The sequence below is a fragment of the Kosakonia arachidis genome, assembly GCF_900116535.1.
In the GTDB taxonomy this organism is placed as follows: domain Bacteria; phylum Pseudomonadota; class Gammaproteobacteria; order Enterobacterales; family Enterobacteriaceae; genus Kosakonia; species Kosakonia arachidis.
Genome location: NZ_FPAU01000001.1, coordinates 447,654 through 465,742, shown reverse-complemented (window position 1 = coordinate 465,742; position 18,089 = coordinate 447,654). Strand labels below are relative to the sequence as shown.

At 47.4% G+C, this 18,089-nt stretch carries 17 protein-coding genes and 2 pseudogenes; 10 read left to right on the top strand and 9 right to left on the bottom strand.

From position 1 onward, the window contains the following. Positions 1-97: 97 nt before the first annotated feature. The 3 genes from BM427_RS02225 (at position 98) to BM427_RS02215 (ending at position 1,366) form a co-directional block, all read left to right on the top strand. Complete coding sequence (locus BM427_RS02225) at positions 98-346, top strand: type II toxin-antitoxin system Phd/YefM family antitoxin (protein WP_090118820.1); 249 nt, start codon at positions 98-100, stop codon at positions 344-346. Next, on the top strand, positions 336-620 hold the full coding sequence (locus tag BM427_RS02220) for a type II toxin-antitoxin system RelE family toxin (protein WP_090118818.1): 285 nt from the start codon (positions 336-338) through the stop codon (positions 618-620). Before BM427_RS02225 ends, BM427_RS02220 begins: the two co-directional genes overlap by 11 nt. A 173-nt stretch (positions 621-793) precedes the next feature. Beyond that, on the top strand, positions 794-1,366 hold the full coding sequence (locus BM427_RS02215; protein ID WP_090118817.1) for a DUF1349 domain-containing protein: 573 nt from the start codon (positions 794-796) through the stop codon (positions 1,364-1,366). Between the two features lie 180 nt (positions 1,367-1,546). Here the strand turns inward: BM427_RS02215 and BM427_RS02210 are convergent, their stop codons facing one another. After that, entirely contained in the window at positions 1,547-2,128 is a 582-nt protein-coding gene (locus BM427_RS02210; RefSeq protein ID WP_167518523.1) for a TetR/AcrR family transcriptional regulator, read from the bottom strand. 124 nt (positions 2,129-2,252) lie between these two features. Here BM427_RS02210 and BM427_RS02205 point away from each other — a divergent pair, with 124 nt between their 5' ends. Further along, entirely contained in the window at positions 2,253-2,834 is a 582-nt protein-coding gene (locus BM427_RS02205; RefSeq protein ID WP_090118812.1) for a hypothetical protein, read from the top strand. A gap of 739 nt (positions 2,835-3,573) precedes the next feature. Here BM427_RS02205 and celB read toward each other — a convergent pair. From celB to BM427_RS02185, 4 genes are all read right to left on the bottom strand, one after another. Then, positions 3,574-4,920 (bottom strand): PTS cellobiose transporter subunit IIC, encoded by a 1,347-nt coding sequence (gene celB, locus BM427_RS02200; RefSeq protein WP_090118810.1) that lies wholly within the window; start codon positions 4,918-4,920, stop codon positions 3,574-3,576. Positions 4,921-4,949: 29 nt separating this feature from the next. Beyond that, positions 4,950-6,263 (bottom strand): 6-phospho-beta-glucosidase, encoded by a 1,314-nt coding sequence (locus tag BM427_RS02195; RefSeq protein WP_090118808.1) that lies wholly within the window; start codon positions 6,261-6,263, stop codon positions 4,950-4,952. Beyond that, positions 6,256-6,597, bottom strand: coding sequence for a PTS lactose/cellobiose transporter subunit IIA (locus tag BM427_RS02190; RefSeq protein ID WP_090118806.1), 342 nt, complete (start codon positions 6,595-6,597; stop codon positions 6,256-6,258). The genes BM427_RS02195 and BM427_RS02190 overlap by 8 nt, the downstream gene beginning before the upstream one ends. Before the next feature lie 61 nt (positions 6,598-6,658). Then, positions 6,659-6,967 carry a PTS sugar transporter subunit IIB gene (locus BM427_RS02185; protein ID WP_090118804.1) on the bottom strand — a complete coding sequence of 103 codons (309 nt, stop codon included), beginning with the start codon at positions 6,965-6,967 and terminating at the stop codon, positions 6,659-6,661. Between the two features lie 287 nt (positions 6,968-7,254). Here BM427_RS02185 and BM427_RS02180 point away from each other — a divergent pair, with 287 nt between their 5' ends. Continuing rightward, on the top strand, positions 7,255-8,217 hold the full coding sequence (locus BM427_RS02180) for a MurR/RpiR family transcriptional regulator (protein ID WP_090118802.1): 963 nt from the start codon (positions 7,255-7,257) through the stop codon (positions 8,215-8,217). Between the two features lie 538 nt (positions 8,218-8,755). On the opposite strand, the pseudogene BM427_RS25170 reads toward BM427_RS02180, so the two are convergent. Then, a pseudogene (locus BM427_RS25170) lies at positions 8,756-8,859 on the bottom strand (VapC toxin family PIN domain ribonuclease); the annotation flags it as partial. 119 nt (positions 8,860-8,978) lie between these two features. Then, the gene (locus BM427_RS02175; protein WP_139234373.1) at positions 8,979-9,773 is read right to left on the bottom strand and encodes a hypothetical protein; all 795 of its coding nucleotides are present in this window, start codon (positions 9,771-9,773) and stop codon (positions 8,979-8,981) included. Positions 9,774-11,374: 1,601 nt separating this feature from the next. On the opposite strand from BM427_RS02175, the gene BM427_RS02165 reads away from it, so the two are divergent. After that, entirely contained in the window at positions 11,375-12,913 is a 1,539-nt protein-coding gene (locus tag BM427_RS02165) for a methyl-accepting chemotaxis protein (RefSeq protein ID WP_090120652.1), read from the top strand. A gap of 408 nt (positions 12,914-13,321) precedes the next feature. Continuing rightward, positions 13,322-13,627, top strand: a complete 306-nt coding sequence (locus BM427_RS02160; RefSeq protein WP_090118795.1) for a transposase — start codon at positions 13,322-13,324, stop codon at positions 13,625-13,627. Positions 13,628-13,779: 152 nt separating this feature from the next. Here the strand turns inward: BM427_RS02160 and BM427_RS02155 are convergent, their stop codons facing one another. Further along, positions 13,780-14,181 (bottom strand): winged helix-turn-helix transcriptional regulator, encoded by a 402-nt coding sequence (locus BM427_RS02155; protein WP_090118793.1) that lies wholly within the window; start codon positions 14,179-14,181, stop codon positions 13,780-13,782. 85 nt (positions 14,182-14,266) lie between these two features. Here BM427_RS02155 and BM427_RS02150 point away from each other — a divergent pair, with 85 nt between their 5' ends. After that, on the top strand, positions 14,267-15,202 hold the full coding sequence (locus tag BM427_RS02150; RefSeq protein WP_090118791.1) for an aromatic alcohol reductase: 936 nt from the start codon (positions 14,267-14,269) through the stop codon (positions 15,200-15,202). A gap of 80 nt (positions 15,203-15,282) precedes the next feature. Next, positions 15,283-15,414 (top strand): annotated as a pseudogene (locus BM427_RS25165) (IS30 family transposase); the annotation flags it as partial. A gap of 163 nt (positions 15,415-15,577) precedes the next feature. On the opposite strand, the gene BM427_RS02145 reads toward BM427_RS25165, so the two are convergent. Further along, on the bottom strand, positions 15,578-16,573 hold the full coding sequence (locus BM427_RS02145) for a LacI family DNA-binding transcriptional regulator (protein WP_090118789.1): 996 nt from the start codon (positions 16,571-16,573) through the stop codon (positions 15,578-15,580). A 264-nt stretch (positions 16,574-16,837) separates the two neighbouring features. Here BM427_RS02145 and BM427_RS02140 point away from each other — a divergent pair, with 264 nt between their 5' ends. Further along, a complete protein-coding gene (locus BM427_RS02140) occupies positions 16,838-18,076 on the top strand; it encodes an MFS transporter (protein WP_090120651.1) in 1,239 nt (412 codons plus the stop codon). The last annotated feature ends 13 nt before the right edge of the window (positions 18,077-18,089 follow it).

The following is an 18,089-nucleotide window of genomic DNA, read 5'->3' as shown; positions in this document are numbered from 1 at the left end:
AAAGGGAATCATTTCTTTAATTTTAGATTTTAATAAAGCACCTTTAAAAGTGCTTTTAAGAAACCTATAATTAAATCTCTTAACAGGAGGATACATTATGGCATTTCAGATTTTAACCACCACTGCGGCCAGCATTACAGAGCTTAAACGCGATCCTATGGGTACCTTCAATGCAGGAGAAGGTGCAGCGGTAGCCATCCTGAATCGCAACGAACCCGCTTTTTACTGTGTGCCACCTGCCCTGTATGCACAGCTGATGGAAATTCTGGAAGATCAGGAGTTGGGTCGTATTGCAGATGAGCGAATCGGTGAGGCTGTAATCGAGGTCAATATTGATGACCTATAAGCTGGCCTTTAATGAATCAGCGCTGAAAGAATGGAAAAAACTGGGCCATACTGTGCGGGAACAATTCAAAAAGAAACTCACTGAACGCCTGCAAAACCCACGGGTACCCGCATCACAACTCTATGGACGTAAAGACCAGTTTAAAATCAAGCTCCGTGGCGCGGGCTACCGACTGGTTTACAGTGTCAACGATGACATTGTGACAGTCACCGTTATTGGTGTGGGTAAACGAGAAAATGACGATATCTATAATGTAACCCGACACAGAAATTAATCGCTCCAGGTACCCAATTAGGGCGGCATGACAGTTATCCTTCCATCTTATCCGCAAGCGTCTTTCTCCTGTTTAGGCTGAAGATAGGGTCTAAATTCTCATCGGAATGATGGACACCACGATGGGCTTTATCAGTAAATTACCGTTTGGCGTTAACACAAAAGGAGCGAAACATGTCGGGTGATTTTTACTGGATCAATGAACCGCAACAGTGGCGCGACGCGCAAGGCAAAATCGAGGTGCTCACCGATGGTAACACCGATTTTTGGCGCAAAACCTGGTACGGGTTTGAGCGCTTCAGCGGCCATGGATTTGTGCGTAATGTGACGGGCGATTTCACCTTTCAGGTGCGGATCCAGGCGCATTTTTCAGCGCTTTACGATCAGGCAGGTGTGCTGCTGGTGGCGGATGAGCAGAACTGGCTAAAAGCCGGGATTGAGTTTAATGACGGTGCGCCCGCCATCGGCAGCGTGCTAACTCAGGGATTTTCGGACTGGGCGACCGGTATTTTCACCGGCAATGCGGGGGATTTCTGGCTACGACTGAGCCGAAAAGGCGATGCATTACGGCTGCAATATTCCACCGACGGACGCATCTGGCCACTGCTGCGGCTGTGCCATTTCCCCCATCCGCACTGTGCAGTCGGCGTGATGTGTTGCACGCCGGAGCGACGCGGGCTGGCCGTAAGTTTTACTGAAATGGCGTTAACACCGCTGCTGGAGAAAGATCTGCACGATCTCAGCTAATGATTTGCCCCGCTTTCTCTGCTCACAAAATCCCACAAGCCATGTTCACATTGCGCGGGTAGGATCACGCCAGGCGCTCCAGAGGATGTCATCACAGCGCCATTTTCAGCATATTTTCCACGGGTATCTGCCTTCGGCACATTCAGGTGCGCGTTCCTGAAAAGAGCGTCGCAGATTCTCTTATGTTGCCGGAATGCCTTTGCTGGCATCCAGATAGCCTGAGATGGCGCAGTACACACGCTGGCACAATCGATCAATGTTGGTTTCGCCGTGGCGTCCGGCGCTGTCTATCATGCCGTGAGCAATGGCCACCAGATCACGGCTTACTAACATCACATTTTCTGCCACATAAGCATCATTCCGTGCCAGCAAGGAGGCGATGACGTCCTGTGCCCGTTTTTGTACGTTCTCCTGCCCTTCGCTCAGTACCAGTATTTTTTCGGCCAGATCCAGTTGCTGTGCAAGACGCGGTCGTTTCAACTGATATGTCACCGCAGCCGCAATGGCCAGCCTGATCCCCGTTGCCCAGTCACGAGTTTCTCGTGCCAGGTCTAACTCGTGACATAAATGCTCGGTTTCTCGCGCGATCAATGCCGCCGTGATGGCTTCTTTTGACGCGAAGTATTGATAGCAGGTGCCGATGCTGATGCCTGCCCTCTCTGCGATGATATTGGTGGTATAGCCGTCTAAACCTCGCTCTTCAAGAATGCGAGCAGCCGCATCGAGGATGAAGCCTACCGTTGCCGCTGATCGGCGTTGCACAGGCATTTTTCGGGGCTTGACGGTGCGTTTCGGGTCTAGTTTTTCCATAGTGAGAATGCGAGTACGAAAACTGAGTAATTGCTCACACAATAGCACACCGTGATTATATCGTTAGGAGATAGCTGTGAGTTTTCATTCTTTCATACACGCGTTGCCGCACTGGCTTGACCGCCAGGTCACGTCCGGACGTCTTTACCTCGCCATCGCCGTAGCCCTTTTATTGCAGCTTGCCATGATGCCGCTTGATCAGCATCTGCATGCTGTCTCTGGCGGGCTTGGTAAGCCATCGCTGGTTTTCGGTTCCAGTACCGGCGAATTACGCCAGCACCTGCAGGCCTTTGGTGCTGATGGTCGTAGCACGCTGGCAAGACTGTATATTATTGATTTGTTTTTTCCCTCTGCGCTGGCAGTGGTCGCCATTCAGGCAGGCTGGCTGGCTTTTCGCCGCGTGCTGCCCGGACTTGCGTTGCTGTTGGTTGGGATTGCCGTTAGCTTCGATCTGCTCGACCTGCTGGAAAAAGTCTTATCCTTTTCAATTCTGGCCCGATATCCGCAGATCGAAACAGGGGTACTTGCCTGCACTGTGGCAATTACCACCGTTAAACTCATCTGCCTTGCCGCAATATATACAGGACTTCTGGCTTCCCTGGTGTCCTGGCTGATAACACGTAATAAAGAGTATGCCGGTATATCGAACCGCAGATAGGAATTCACATCAGCCATTAGACTGATTTTCTCCACGCCTCTCCGCTTCAAGGACAATTTAGTCTGCGATGCGCTCGGGCCGATGATCAGCCACGACCGGCTGATCATCGGCCCATTGGGGCGAAATTCTGTGGCAGAGCCGGTGACGGCTTCACCGGGCCACGGTGACCTTATGCCGCTGCGCGGCATGCGAAGTGAGCTTGCCCGCATAGCTCACCGGCTATCAACAGAGACCATGGGGTTGTCAATTTTCCTATCGGGCATGATGTAAGGAGACAAATATCCCGGGAGAAAAAAGGGAGACCCTCCTGTTTCCCGGCCAGAACCAACGTGCATGATCGGTCACAATGATTAATCTTGAGGCGGGACAGCTCGTTAATACGGCCAAACCGGACCCGACGTCACAGCCATCTGTGCAGTAGGTAATGCATTGATCTCCATAAGTACCGGAATTATACCTTCATCAACCTAACCAGCCGGTGCCGGTGCCGGATCCTCTGATCCTTTTTGAAACGTCCCTGTCCGCCGATGCAGACAACCTCATCCGGCAGCAGAAACGCGATGGATCATGCCAGGGTTAGGTAGTAAAAACCGGAGGGACCACACCTGCAGTCATCTTTATCTTGAAACAGTCCCATTCCGGTTAAGTTGGCATCAATTTAAGCATTCGCAGAAAATCAGTAAGCGCCTCCGCACCGCCGGATAATTCTGGATTTATGCTGATCAATGAGTTTTGGCTTCTACTTTGCGACCAGGTTATCTGCAAGCAGCTCTGCTGTATTTTGCTCTTCACGCAGCTTTAACTGATCCCATACCCGGAAGAAAGGGTAATAAATGACCATTGAAACTGAAAGATTAACAATCTGTAACACGGTACCTGAAATGTGCCCGCCCGTTGCCAGATAGCCGCTGATAAATATTGGCGTCGTAAAGGGCAATGCAATTCCTGCAGGAGGGGCAACAAGACCCGTACTCATGGCCAGCCATGAGATAATGACTAACAGTACAGGTGTAATAATAAAGGGCACAAAAAAGTATGGATTAAGAACCAGTGGCAGACCGAAAACAAGGGGTTCACTGATGTTGAAGAGTGCGGCCGGCCCGGCAATTTTGCCTAACTGTTTAAGCTGACGACTGCGGGAACGGACAATCATAAAAATAGCTAAACCAAGTAATGCTCCCGTCCCACCAGGTGCAATCCACAAATCATAAAACTGCTGTGTGAAGATGTGAGGGATTGGCAGATTATGCTGAAATGCCTCAAGGTTTTCACTCATGTTAGATAACCAGACCGGCTGTATGAAAACCAGTACGATTGCGTCGCCATGCAAGCCAAGCGTCCAGAGAATGCCGATTAACAGAACTGATAAAATCATTCCCGGCAGGGTGCCTCCGATATGGTGCATCGGGATGCCAATAACAGTCGAAACAAGGCTGTTCACATCACCAAATGGAGATGCCTCAACTGCCAACCGGATGAGTAATACCATTGCGAGTACACAGAAACCAGGTATCAGTGCCAGAAAGGATTTAGCCACGGCGGGTGGAACGCCCTCAGGCATAGCAATAACCAGATTACGGTTATGTATGAACCGGTAGATCTCGGTAGAAAGAATTGCAATCAGAATGGCCACGAATAATCCCTGGCTTCCGACCATCGCAATCGGCAGTACACCTGTCACCAGGCTCGCCGGGGCTCCGGCTACAGGCGCAAATAGCGTATGCTGCGGTATGGTCATTACAAATGCTACCAGTGACATCGCTCCACTGGTCAATGGATCAAGATTACGGTATTTCTCAGCTAATCGGTAAGCAATACCGAAGCTGGAGATAAGCGCCATAATGTCATAGGTTGCTTTGACCGGATAAAGCAGCTTGTTTTGCCAGCCACTGCCAAACAGGTCAGCCATTAAATGCCCCCATGCCGGTACGGGCAAATAGGCGAAAATAAGAAAGAAACTTCCAATCAGCATAAATGGCATATTGAGAATAATGCCATCACGTACGGATAACAGGTGCTTTTGACCAGCGATTTTAAGTGCTACTGGCAACACATTACGTTCAATAAATGACTGGCGACTGGACATGAGGTCTCCTCAGGAATCAAGGTCTGATATTAATGGGATGAAAACTGGGGAAGATAGGCTTTATTGAGCGTGAGCACTTCATCAAGTAACGCTTCTGCACGGGTTATATCCCCTACCAACGGATTTCCCAGAAGTGCCAGAAGTGCCTGATGACGATCGCCGTGTACAGCCGCCTCGATGGTTAACTGCTCAAAAGCTTTAATCTGCTGTGTAAGGCCATTCATCAGGGGCGGTAATGAACCAAAGGCAATAGGATGTGCGCCCTGAGCATCAACGATACAGTTGGTTTCTACTACAGCAGAATCAGGAAGACCCTGTATAGCGCCATTATTGCGACAATTAACGACCAGATTTTTACCACTGTTATTGTAAATCGAACTGATCACTTCTACTGCGACTTCTGAGTAGTAGGCGCCGCCGCGGAAGCTCAACTGCTCAGGTTTATGCGCCAGTTGAGGGTTGGCATAAAGCTTAAACAGTTCAGCTTCCACCTTCATAACCTGCTCAGCCCGTGTGCCCTCATTACCGACTTTCGCTTTCTTCTGCTCTTCGGCAAGCATTTCCGGCGTTTGCCAGTAATAACGATGATAGGGACACGGAATTGCACCCAACGCGCGCAGAAACGCTGGCGACCATGGCAGCTCTTTGATGTTATTCATGGTCAGCGTTTCACCATCACATAAACTCGAAATAACCTGGTCTGTCACGTCCTGGCCACGCAGAGTAACCTGTGTTACCCACACAAGATGATTGAGACCTGCAAAGCGCAGATTAACTTCATCCCAGGGTGCTTTCAGCATATCGGCAATCATATGATGCATATTAACCGGTACGTTACAGACACCGATGACCTTGGCATTGCTGTAACGTGAAACCGCTTCTGTGACAATACCGGCAGGATTAGTAAAGTTGATGATGAAAGCATCCGGTGCTAGTTTTTCCACTTTGCGCGCCACATCCAGCAATACCGGGATCGTTCTCAGTGCTTTGGCAAAACCGCCAACACCTGTGGTTTCCTGTCCCAGTAAACCATATTTCAGACCCAGACGTTCATCAGCGGCACGAGCAGCCAGTTGGCCTACCCGGAGTTGAGTTAACACAAAACTCGCACCGGTTATAGCTTCATCAAGTGAGAAATGGACGCTAACCTTGACCTGTTTCAGGGCATTTTTATCGAGCATGCGTCGCGCCAACTCAGCAATAATATTGACCTTATTACGCCCCTGTTCCGTGTCTACAAGCGCAAGCTCAGTGACAGGTAACTGGTTATAGCGGTTAATTATTCCTTCCATTAGTTCCGGTGTGTAGCTGCTACCGCCGCCAATAATAGCGATTTTAAACATGACTGCCTCCCGGAGCTGTACGACGGTAAAGCTCAATAATTTCAGAAGCCAGATCCTGAATCAGCATCGCATTCATCAGGTGATCCTGAGCGTGGACAAGAACCAGCGTGACCGGCAGTTTGCCGCTACCAGCATCTTCACTTATCAGTGCAGTCTGTTGTTTATGCGCAATAACAATGCTCTCCTTCGCGTCACTAAGTTGTTGCTGAGCACCAATAAAATCATACTCACGCGCCTGACGAAGCGCGGTAAGTGCTGCGCTGCGAGCTGCTCCTGCCTGCACCAGCAGGAGCATGATTACGTCCTCAAAATCCAGCCTTTTATTCTCAGTCATGCGCACCCTCTCTCAAAATTAATGGTTATGTCAGTTCTGTCGGGTCAGTAAGCAAGGATGATCAGACCGGATAAAGCGCCAGCGCTTTATCCAGAACCTGCTCGGCCCGCATCATGCCGTAATCCATCATGTCAATAACGGCTACGGCTTTGCCCTGCGGAGCAGCAATTGCCGAAAGCCGTGCTGCTTCATACTGAACCTGCGGCCCCAGCAGAATTACATCAGCCTCTTCGAAGGAGCGTTCGAAATCCGCCACGGGAATGGCCCGGAGAATCACTTCCAGCCCCCGTTCTCTTGCAACATCCTGCATTTTGCTTACCAGCATGCTGGTAGACATTCCTGCTGCACAACAAAGTAAGATTTGCATTATTTATCCCCCGTTAGTTGATGGCGTTATTAGTGAGGGAATTTATGTCAGCTGTAAATCCCCACACGTCAGAGGAAATTCCAATAGAAATATTTATACTCTTTTAATTCATACACATAGATTCGTTTTATTTATGAAAAAAATTTTCACAAGTGTGATAACCGTCAACCAAACAGGCTAAATAACCATCACTTAACTTTAAAAAAAACGTCTAACTAACGAAAAAAAAAGACGCAATGAAAAAAATTTTCAAGCACAATGGATCTTTAACTAAAGTGGAGTGACAAGTGATGGATTTACTCTGGCATTTACAACAACCTTCGCAGAGCTTTGATACTCAGGAATCTAAACTTGCTCAGTTCATTCTGAATAATTTACCTGAGCAGGCCACCGCGACCCGGGAAAGTCTGATAATTAAGACCGGAGTGAGTCCGGACGTGTTATCACGGTTTGCACTTTCAGCTGGTTGCCGGGATTTGGATGACTTTTTTCTTCAGTTGCGGCAAGCCGGCCAGCTCCGCGGTAGTGAGCCTAAAGAGATTCTTGATATAATCCGCAATCGCCAGGCTGTTTTAAGCCAACAGGAGAGCCGGGTTGCCAGCACGATTCTGAAAGATTTGGAATTTGCCGCATCAGCCACAATTGAGCAGTTAGCTTCCCGTGCCAAAGTCAGTGCAGCAACCATTACCCGTTTCGCCCGGTCAGTCGGTTGTGATGACATTCGTGACTTGCGAATGCGTCTGGCCTTTGCAAGCGCACACTCTGAACGTGTTAATGAACATATATCGCCACAACTGGCACGCATTAATGTGGCTCTCCAGCAGCAGTGGCAGGATGGAGATACCCGCTGCTGGCAACAGGCAGCAATTGCCTTGCGTAAAGCACGAAGCGTTCTGATGATTGGCGCTGCGGGACCAGAAACGTTACTGGTGGGAGAGGTGATACGGCGATTGAAAAGCGCGAATCTTAATATTATCTGGATCCCGGATGATAGCTTACTCCGGATGACAATAAGCCGGCTTCAACCTGACGATTTACTACTAATACTGGCACCGGATGTGAGCAATAATGACGTCGATCGTGCCGTGCACCATGCGCAAATTCAGCATATACCGGTTATCGCATTTTGCCCCCCGGGACAGGCTATAATTAACCACATCAGTTACTGGTTACCATTACCTGAAGATGTTTCCATGAGTAACTACGGTATACTGTTTGCTCTAGATCAGCTGGAGTCTGCGTTACTAAACTGAGTGTTTAAATAGTCACGTTCCGCACCATTAATAATTGCAGACTTATTTTTATACCTGTTTTATTCGCGGCGATTAAAGCAGGAAGTTTAAGGTTTATGTTAATATAAGCTCTCTTTTTATGTCGATACAACCTTATTCCTATGCCATGATAATTTTTAAATTCGATTATCTGGCGACCCTTATCAATTATTTCAGTTATTCGTAAATAGTTTGTTATTCCCTTATATTTCAGTTGCTGAAAGCGTAAACCTCATACCTTTATTTAATTACTAACATAATTAATACAATGGTTTTATGATTCAGGGAGCTAAGGATAGTCTAAGCATGACTCACCCCGTTAACGTTTATGATAATGCAACTACAAGTGAGGGCAATTTCTGCCTCTGGCAGAGCGTGGAAAAATTGTCTTCCCTTACCTGTATAATACGGCCAGGCAGTGCCATAGCGCACGAGTCGGGTTAAGAAATCCCGCAGTCTCTGCGACGGATTATCGATTTTCAGCTCACTCATTCCTTTTATACCCTGCTATATATTTTTATTATTTTACCCAGTCTTCCAGCGTCAGACCCGGCACCCGCTCGAACTCCCTCACATTGTTCATCACCTGCCATTGCCGGCAGCGATGGCATGCCCGGCAAGGGCTGGCAGGGAATGTCATTCTGCACCGTCTGGACTGATGGTCCTGTCGGGTATCCCTGAGTGATACCCGACAGATAAATAACTGCAGAGGGATCCCTCACTAAAGTCTGCATCCATCGATATCAGTCTTGAGCCTTTTCAGTTAAACCGGATGAATACAGAAAATCGAAGAGTGACGACGGCTCACTGGTAAACTTACTTTTCGGCCAGACCGCATCCAGCAGTGACTGTGTCATGCTCTGCTCTGTCGGGATATGCGATTTGTCAGTGGATGAGGTCATGTTCTGAGTCGGCTGGCCGTTTACCAGGCTGAACCCGTGTTTTTTCCCTGTTTCTGTCACAGAAAAAACACCATCCACAGAACTGAAATCAGGCTCCGTCGTATCCAGCGTCACTTCATCAGCGGTTTTAATCACATAATTATTTTTCCCCTGACTCTGGTACGTGGAAAACCGCGACGCGGCATCTCCGTGCATCGCCGGGTTATTTACGACCAAAGCCAGAAAATCAAAACTCGCCGTATGATTGAAAGCGAACCCGGGATCAAGTTCATAGTCCAGAAAACCGGAAGGCAGCACGGAGCCGGAGAGCTTGTTACTGTCCTGTATACGGCTGGCGGTGGCCATGTCTGTGTCCGTGAACGAAAAGGTCAGCCTACGCCCTGCCATATCGTAAATGCCTGTATTTGAATTGCCTTCCACGGGGCTAAACATACGGTAGTCGCCCAGATCCCTGGCCAGGCCGTCGACATAACGAAGGTCAATCCCCTGCTCCTGCGCTGTGGCATACAAATTCGACAGCATGTCACGGTCACCAGACGTCAAGAAATTGTAGGAGCTCATTGATATATTGTTCTTCGTCAGCGTTGTTTGCACCGCCAGCTCGGTGTCAGCATCGCCAAACAGGCGGGACATCATGTTCGCCCTGCCACTTATCCTGGTCTGTACTGATGAGGAGGAAGCAGGCTCCTCATTAGCGGACTCAGACTGGAGGGATAAAGCGGTTTTAGTTACCCCCGAAGATGTCTGAAACCTGGTATAAGCGTTGGTGGATGGACTGATAATCATGCTGTGTTTCCCTCCGGTCTGCTTTCAGATGAAATAATTAATAGCTGTATTCCGCTGTCATGCTCTCCTTACAGGAGGGGAAATTTTTGTGTTAAAAAAACCATCCGGGAATATCCCTCCCCTTTTGCAGTATCCTGCCATACAAGAAAAAAACATGTTATTTTTGTGAGCATTGACATGACAGCAGACTACATGGCTGATTTCTTAATCTATAAAACCACTCGACAAATATGGACAAAACTTTAGGGCTTTAAAAATAAAGCCGGAAGGCTGAATTGCCTAAAGCCGCTTCTGGCGGTGCGCGGGAGTGCTGGCGTGGATTTTTTGCCACCCATTCCAGGGGGAAACTGAGGGAGAACCATTCTGCTCAGGGCGTAAAGTTCCGGATGACTTCACAGCAAACATGAATACAACGGTAACCAATACGTTGTCATCTGGTTGGCATGTTGTGAGTGGTATAACTGTTGGGCAAAGCATCAGATACGGTATTACAAAGGTGGTGAAACCTCCTTTGTAAATACCCCCGATGGGGTCTGAATGGTGAAGTCTCTGAATTTTTCTCACTAAGTACCGGGTCTGTGTAACCCTTCAGTTGGATCCATTAATAATAGCCAACAAGTGTAAGCAAGAGTCCAGGTATAATATGTGTCATATTTAAATGGCCTTGTCGCTAAAAATGATACCCCGCGTCACAACGCGGCACCATTTATAGGTTATCGGGTTGTATGTATACTGAGAGAGCTCAGTAACTCAAACTCTCGTACATATACCGAAACAATAACTATAGGGATGTACTCAAATGTTCGAGTTGAACTTATGGATAAAGAAACAAAGCGTTTATTATGGACAATCTGGCTCGATGATTAAGTTATTCCCGGAGGGATCATTGTTCCGCAACCTGAATTATGACAGGCATGCCAAACTCAACCGTTTCTCCAAAATAATAACGATAAACCAAAGAGCTATGACTATGCTCTGCTAATAAAAATGTTATCCAAAGTCACGTTCTTAAATAACGGCTAAACCAACTGAGAATAAATGTGCTTAATTACTGAAATTGTTAATAAAAAATTTACCGTATGTTGGTGTGCGATTGTGGTTCAGCCCCCTCTTGTAAGCACTCAACGCATCACCTGTCGATGGCCTATCAGATAGCGTTAATCATTATTTTTTATGCTGCTCCATAACTGTATTGCAATAACACTACATTATTCGTTAGTAATATGTAAAAATATAGAATATATTTATCGGGAGAAAACAAACAGAACCGATAATATATCATACAAGCACCATAACAAAACCCTACCACGCACACTTACCCATTGTATTACATGGTTTTTCTTGAACATTTATAAAAAATGATTATTTATTATTTTAACTATGAAGATTTCCCTTTAGTCGCCGATAAAAATAACGTTACCCCTGGAGATGGAATGTTACCTGAGGCCGTTATGACTATTTTAAAAAAACTGCTATTTGTTTTTGCCATTACCTTTGTCGCCATGCTTCTGCTCGGCGGTTTGAGTATTCGCGCATTAGACAAAGCACAAGAACGCTTTGATTATGTTATTGATAATAGTCTGCCAAGTATTAGTAAACTCAGCGAGGCACTACAACATCGCGAAGAGGGAAGGCGGCAAATCCTGATGTCGTTACTGATTAATGATGAAGCCGTTTTTACCAGGCATATGGCACAAACAAAAGATGAATTGAATAAAACCAAAGAGATACTGGAATATTACAAAGCGAATCTCATCAGTGATGATACTGATGCCCAACAATTGGCCAGCACGCAACAGTCCTTTAATGATTACGCACAGAAAGTAGAATCGATGACAGCGGTTTATCACCGTGACGGCATTGATGCCGCACGGCAAATGGTATCGGATGGCGGAGCTACAACCAATGCTTCCGTCGCATTGAGTGCGAATATCGCTGAAATGTTGAAACATAATTATACTATTGCCAAGGAATATGCTGTAAATAACCATACGCAGTATCAAAATACGTTCTGGTTATTACTTTCAACAATTATCTTTTTATTAGTGCTGATTGGCGTATTTACCTATATTATTCTTAGCTATCTGAATAAGGGGTTGAAAAATTTACAAAACAGCATGGGCACCATCAGCGAATCACTGGATTTAACCCTGAAAGTGGATCTCGATAAAAAAGATGAACTGGGCGCTACTGCGGCGAGTTTTAATGGCCTGATGGAGAAAATCCGCAACGTATTAAACAATGTGAAAGAGGCCAGCAGTGAGGTCGATACCGCCGCCAGTGAAATCGCCAAAAGCAACGACGACCTCTCTTCACGCACCGAATCACAGGCGTCCTCGCTGGAACAGACGGCCGCCAGCATGAACCAGCTTTCAGCGACGGTGAAACAGAATAAGGACAACGCGCACGAGGCAAATGCCTTTATTGGCCGTCTGCAATCGATGATGAATGAAAGTCATCTCGAATTGAATTCTCTGCAAAAATCGATCGACGATATTTCCGCGTCATCGGCAAAGATCTCTGAAATCACGGATATTATTGACAGCATCGCCTTCCAGACCAATATTCTGGCGCTGAATGCGGCGGTGGAAGCCGCCCGTGCGGGCGAACAGGGCAAAGGCTTTGCGGTTGTGGCGGGTGAGGTACGTTCGCTGTCGCATCGCTCATCCGTCGCCGCACGGGATATTCGCGGGTTGATCGATGAAGCGATTAAGAATGTCAGTGAAGGTGTCAATTATGCCGCCAGCGTCACCACGAGAATGAATAATGCGCTGGGTGCCGTGGACGAAACCACATTGCTGATTAATCAGGTGAACAACTCCTCCAGCGAGCAGAGCCACGGTATTGAGCAGGTGAATATCGCCGTCAGTCAGATGGAGGGTAACCTGCAACAGAACGCCGCAATGGTCGAAGAGATGGCTACCGCCGCCAATTCGCTCAGCCATCAGGCCGGAAAATTGCTGAATGGCGTAAATGCGTTCAGGCTGTAGCCGAAATGCCGGATGGCATACGCGCCATTCGGCTATCCTGCTTAAGATCTGAATCCGTCTCTGGCTGCGGAATGGCCGCGCCAGAGGGCTTTAGGTGGATTCGTATGATTACCAAGGGATACTGACGATTTTCACTGGTAGCACACAATCAAATCTGACTGGCTACTTTGAACAACGGAAGTTCGGAATGCATACTTACATCAAGGTGCCTTGAGTCATAGGGACAAGTCACTTCAGCTAGCTATAAGGCGAGTCAACGATTAAATTTTTGCGCACACCTTTGAAAATTAAAAATATAATTCAACTAGTTATAATGCATGTTAGGCTATTTTAGATTTCCCTGCCTTTTGTATTGTATCTCCTATCTTCGGTTTGTATATTCATGCAGACAAACTATGGAGAATCACCATGATTTACATTGAATCCCTTGAATTTATTCATAAAAGTGGGGACGTGCTGTATCCTGTAAAGATGACCAGAAAATCATCGGGAAAAACCGCCTTTCACCTTGTACCATTCGGTCTGGATAAGACTGACGACCTTGTAGAGGTGGAAGATCCTTCAGAAGCAATTAGGCTGGTTATTGATGAACGTCATTCCATTCGCTGTAGCACACTTACCGCCACTATTACTGATAAAAAAGGTAAGCGGATTAAGCGAACAGGTTTATACAGCATTAAGGGCGTTAACATCAGAGAATACAACGTCAGGTAATGTCACGGAGCGGACAGCCTAGGGGTATGATGTCCGCTGTGAGCGAAGAGCGGACCTGGTGCCTCTCAGCGCAGGCTGCAATATCGCGTTGCAGCCTTCTTGATGAGAGTTTCAACTTTCATAAATCTTTTGCCATGTTGTCACCAAAAGATTCAATCACTGTCATACTTTGCTCTTGTTTCCCGGAAATAGTTGGCGGATGTGATAATCCACGACCACAAAGGTAGCATCCGCAGAAGCATTTCTTTGCCCATATCTGTAATCGCATAAACCACCCGACGCAACTTTTCCTCATAATCATAGCGGGATATAAGCCCGTCCCGCTCCAGATGGCGCAGTGTTCGCGTCAGCATTCTTTGAGTGACACCCGTAAGGTAGCGGCGTAACTCTCCGTAGCGAAGAGGTCCGTTGGTACCAAGAATATGCAGCACGCCCAGCGACCAGCGATTACCTGCGTGGGCCAGGATCTCACGTTTCAGGCCCTCATCATCGTTGCTTAATTCCTCACAAAATTGACTGGAAAATTGCAATAGCGCTTCCCGCTCAGACTCCATATCACCTCCGGTATCATGCGTGTGCCTAATTGAACCCGTCCATGTCAGCTGTCAGGATGATGCTTTAATACAACAGGAAGCAACAATGAATACCGAAAAAAAACCTACAAATAGGGTTCTAATACTGGGTGCAGGCGAGCTTGGTATTCAGGTATTGAGAGCGATGAGCAATAAAGCGCAGAAACACGCCGATGTAAAACTTAGCGTGTTACTCAGAAGCGAAGCTGCTCATGCCATTTCTGGTTCGCGCAAGGCACGACTGGATGAGCTGATGAAGCTTGGAATCGCTGTAGTAGAGGGCGATCTGCAGGAGAACAGTGTTGATGAACTGAGCGAGCTATTTGCTGCTTTCGACGCCGTCATCAACTGCAGTGGTTTTGTCGGCGGGCCAGGAACGCAGATAAAAATTACGCAGGCGGTATTGAAAGCGGCTGTAGCCCGCTACTTCCCATGGCAGTTTGGCGTTGATTATGACGTAGTGGGTAAAGGTAGTGGGCAACAAGTCTGGGATGAACAGCTCGACGTTCGCCACCTTTTACGCCAGCAAAACGCAACAGAGTGGGTCATTGTATCGACAGGTATTTTTACCAGCTATCTGTTTGAGCCTGGTTTTGGCGTGATTGACGCGCAAAGTAAAACGGTCTGTGCTCTGGGAGAGTGGCAGCACGCGGTAACGCTAACCACACCTGAAGATATTGGCAAGCTGACTGCGGACATTTTCTTCCATCAGCCCACTTTCAAAAACGAGATTGTCTATATTGCAGGCGATACGCTGACTTACAGTGAGCTTGCTGATTTAATGCGTGCTCACTGGGGCACTGAAGTAAACAGAAAATTACTGGACCGGCAAAAGCTTCGGGATGATGTGCAGCACAATCCGCAAGATGTTGGTGCACATTACCGGCTGGCTTTCGCACGGCCAGACGGAGTAGCCTGGAGTAAGCGCAATACTTACAATTACCGTCAGGGAATTTCAACTACAACGGCCAGTCAATGGCTGGCAAAACAGCACGGCATTTAGCATTTAAGTACGGTTAACGTTGTCCGTTATCCTGATGGATACCCGGATTTTACACCGTATGAAAGACAGAGTGTTGATTCACTGACTTATCGGTTCACAGCCAGCAAAGACTTAACAGGGTTGCCAGACAGCTCAACGAAAGGCCGAGAAAAACGCTAGACTATGAATCGCCCGCAGAACGGTACAATAAGTGTGTTGCGTCCATCAGTTGAACTCACAGCACGAAGAAGGCATTAATTTTCTCAAAATATAAAAAACTAACCTTTTGAGTGAAAGCAAGCAATGCTGCGATTGCTTGCAAAATCCCTCAATACTCCATTTCAGACGGCCATACAGCATGGTTACAGCTTGGGCAAACATCCAGCCAATCCGCTTTTAAAATGACTCGCGGGATAACCAGGGGCTATCGACGAGTACCTTTCCATTGCTGTCATCGCCGTTAATAATATGCAATGTACTCAGTCGGCCAATTTCGTAATGCGGTAACTGAACCGTCGATAACGGGGGTAAAAACAGGTTGCCGATGCCTACAAGGTTATCGTACCCAATAACCCCGATATCCTGCGGGATACGTATTCCTTTAGCCATAAGGGTCTGATACACCATGAATGCAATGCGGTCATTACCGCAAATAACTGAATCAAACTGCGGTATCCCCTGATGAATATGAGCCAGGAGGATGTCGGGAATATCACGGTAGTGTTCATCGCCAAACTGCATATAGCAATGATCCAGCGTATCAGGATCGATGCTTACCTCACGACAGGCACGCTCCAGTCCCTTTCGGCGACGGGACGTCGCAAGGTGATTGACCGGTAAATGCAGACAGATGGGCCGACGATATCCTGCCGCCAGCAATGCCTGCACCGCAGTATACTGACCCTGTTCGTCGTCAGGGATGTAACAGGCAACCGGCTCATCTTTATTTTCACAGTTTGCCAGAACACAAGGATGCGTCAGCAACTTGGGTGGAACACGTACTTCGCGAAGCCCCATGGTAGTGAAAATAATTCCTCCGGGACGATGGGCAAGTAGCAGATCGACAATGTCGTCAGGATTATCATCAGAGAACATATTAACCACGAAGCTATTCCAGCCATGCGCGCGAGCAGTCTCCTCGATTGACAACGTGATTTCGACCGAAAAAGGTGTGGTTACCGTATCCAGCGCCAGTACGCCAATCGTTTTATTTTTAGTACCCACACTGCGGATTTGTTTTGCAGACAAATCGGGTACGTAGTTCAGATGCAGAATCGCCTCCTGCACCCGTGCAAGTGTCTCAGGCTTCACGCGTTCAGGGCTATTCAGTGCCCGCGAAACTGTCATTAACGATACATTGGCCATTCTGGCCACATCTTTTAAAGACGCCATAACCTTCCATTTAGCAAAAACACGGCTACATCCTCGTGGCGCAAGCGAACCGCCGCACTTAAAGTAACCGTAAAAATGAACCTATTATTCTAAGCATTGAGCTCGTCATTTTGGGAATTTGGAACAAAAATTTGACGCAGATCTCACATGAATAATGTTAACGTTAACTTTTGTGATTAACATCGAATATTGCGTAAAAACCGATATAAATAATATATGTTAACGTTACCATAAGTGCATATGATCCGCTATGAGATTGCTCAGATGAAAAAAAGGCCTTCCCGCAGCTATTTGCTGCTCAGTGCTTTGCTGTTCTTTTTCTTTGTCACCTGGTCTTCATCCAGCTCACTTCTTTCTATCTGGCTTCACCAGGAAGTGGGAATGAAAGCATCGGAAACAGGCATTATCTTTTCCGTTTTATCGGTATCAGCCCTTTTTGCTCAGGTGTTCTACGGTTTTATCCAGGATCGCCTGGGTCTGCGCAAAAACCTGCTGTGGTTTATTACAGCATTGCTGATCTTCTCCGGCCCTGCTTATCTCCTTTTTAGCTATCTGCTCAGCCTGAATATTCTGCTGGGGAGTGTTTTTGGTGGCTTGTTTATTGGTATGACGTTTAATGGCGGCATTGGCGTGCTGGAATCTTACACAGAGCGCGTTGCGCGTCAGAGTACCTTTGAATTTGGACGGGCCCGCATGTGGGGCTCTCTCGGGTGGGCCGTCGCTACGTTTTTTGCCGGGCTGTTGTTTAATATCAATCCCGATCTCAACTTTCTGGTGGCATCATGCGCCGGTCTGGTCTTCTTCTGTCTGCTGGCCCGGTTAAAAGTTGCCGCACCAGCGAGCATGGAAAAACTGGAGATTGGAGCGAAAAAAGTTTCTCTGGAAGATGCCCTCCGTCTGCTAAGGTTACCGCGTTTCTGGGCACTTATTTTCTTCGTGGTGGGAACCTGTATTTACGGCGTCTACGATCAGCAATTCCCGGTTTATTTTTCCTCACAGTTTCCTACCTTACGGGAAGGAAACGCCATGTTTGGTTATTTAAATTCCTTCCAGGTATTTCTGGAAGCAGCTGGCATGTTCTGCGCACCGTGGCTGGTTAACAAAATTGGTGCCAAAAATGGCCTGATATTCGCAGGCATGGTAATGGCGATGCGTATGATCGCCTCCGGCCTGGTTGAGGGGCCTCTGCTCATTTCGATTACAAAACTGCTGCACGCCTTAGAACTGCCGGTACTGTTGGTGGCCATTTTTAAATACAACAGCCTGAATTTCGACAAGCGTTTGTCTTCCACTATTTATCTGGTGGGATTTGCCTGCACGAGTTCGGTTATTGGCACCGTGTTATCACCACTGGCGGGTTTCAGCTACGAAAAATTTGGCTTCGCCCAGTCCTATCTGATTATGGGTATTATGGTGTTCTGCACCACGTTTATTTCCATTTTCCTTTTGCGCCCCAATAAGCCCTCAACTGAGCAACCCTTTTTACAGCAAGGTGCTGTGTAAATTATCGGGAGAA

Bases quoted from the DNA above. Each gene is read 5' to 3' on its own strand.
- BM427_RS02155 (WP_090118793.1), bottom strand. From the start codon at position 14,181: ATGGAGTCTGAGCGGGAAGCGCTATTGCAATTTTCCAGTCAATTTTGT.
- BM427_RS02190 (WP_090118806.1), bottom strand. From the start codon at position 6,597: ATGACTGAGAATAAAAGGCTGGATTTTGAGGACGTAATCATGCTCCTG.
- BM427_RS02150 (WP_090118791.1), top strand. From the start codon at position 14,267: ATGAATACCGAAAAAAAACCTACAAATAGGGTTCTAATACTGGGTGCA.
- BM427_RS02195 (WP_090118808.1), bottom strand. From the start codon at position 6,263: ATGTTTAAAATCGCTATTATTGGCGGCGGTAGCAGCTACACACCGGAA.
- BM427_RS02215 (WP_090118817.1), top strand. From the start codon at position 794: ATGTCGGGTGATTTTTACTGGATCAATGAACCGCAACAGTGGCGCGAC.
- BM427_RS02180 (WP_090118802.1), top strand. From the start codon at position 7,255: ATGGATTTACTCTGGCATTTACAACAACCTTCGCAGAGCTTTGATACT.
- BM427_RS02165 (WP_090120652.1), top strand. From the start codon at position 11,375: ATGACTATTTTAAAAAAACTGCTATTTGTTTTTGCCATTACCTTTGTC.
- BM427_RS02175 (WP_139234373.1), bottom strand. From the start codon at position 9,773: ATGATGTCCCGCCTGTTTGGCGATGCTGACACCGAGCTGGCGGTGCAA.
- BM427_RS02140 (WP_090120651.1), top strand. From the start codon at position 16,838: ATGAAAAAAAGGCCTTCCCGCAGCTATTTGCTGCTCAGTGCTTTGCTG.
- celB (WP_090118810.1), bottom strand. From the start codon at position 4,920: ATGTCCAGTCGCCAGTCATTTATTGAACGTAATGTGTTGCCAGTAGCA.
- BM427_RS02220 (WP_090118818.1), top strand. From the start codon at position 336: ATGACCTATAAGCTGGCCTTTAATGAATCAGCGCTGAAAGAATGGAAA.
- BM427_RS02225 (WP_090118820.1), top strand. From the start codon at position 98: ATGGCATTTCAGATTTTAACCACCACTGCGGCCAGCATTACAGAGCTT.
- BM427_RS02160 (WP_090118795.1), top strand. From the start codon at position 13,322: ATGATTTACATTGAATCCCTTGAATTTATTCATAAAAGTGGGGACGTG.
- BM427_RS02145 (WP_090118789.1), bottom strand. From the start codon at position 16,573: ATGGCGTCTTTAAAAGATGTGGCCAGAATGGCCAATGTATCGTTAATG.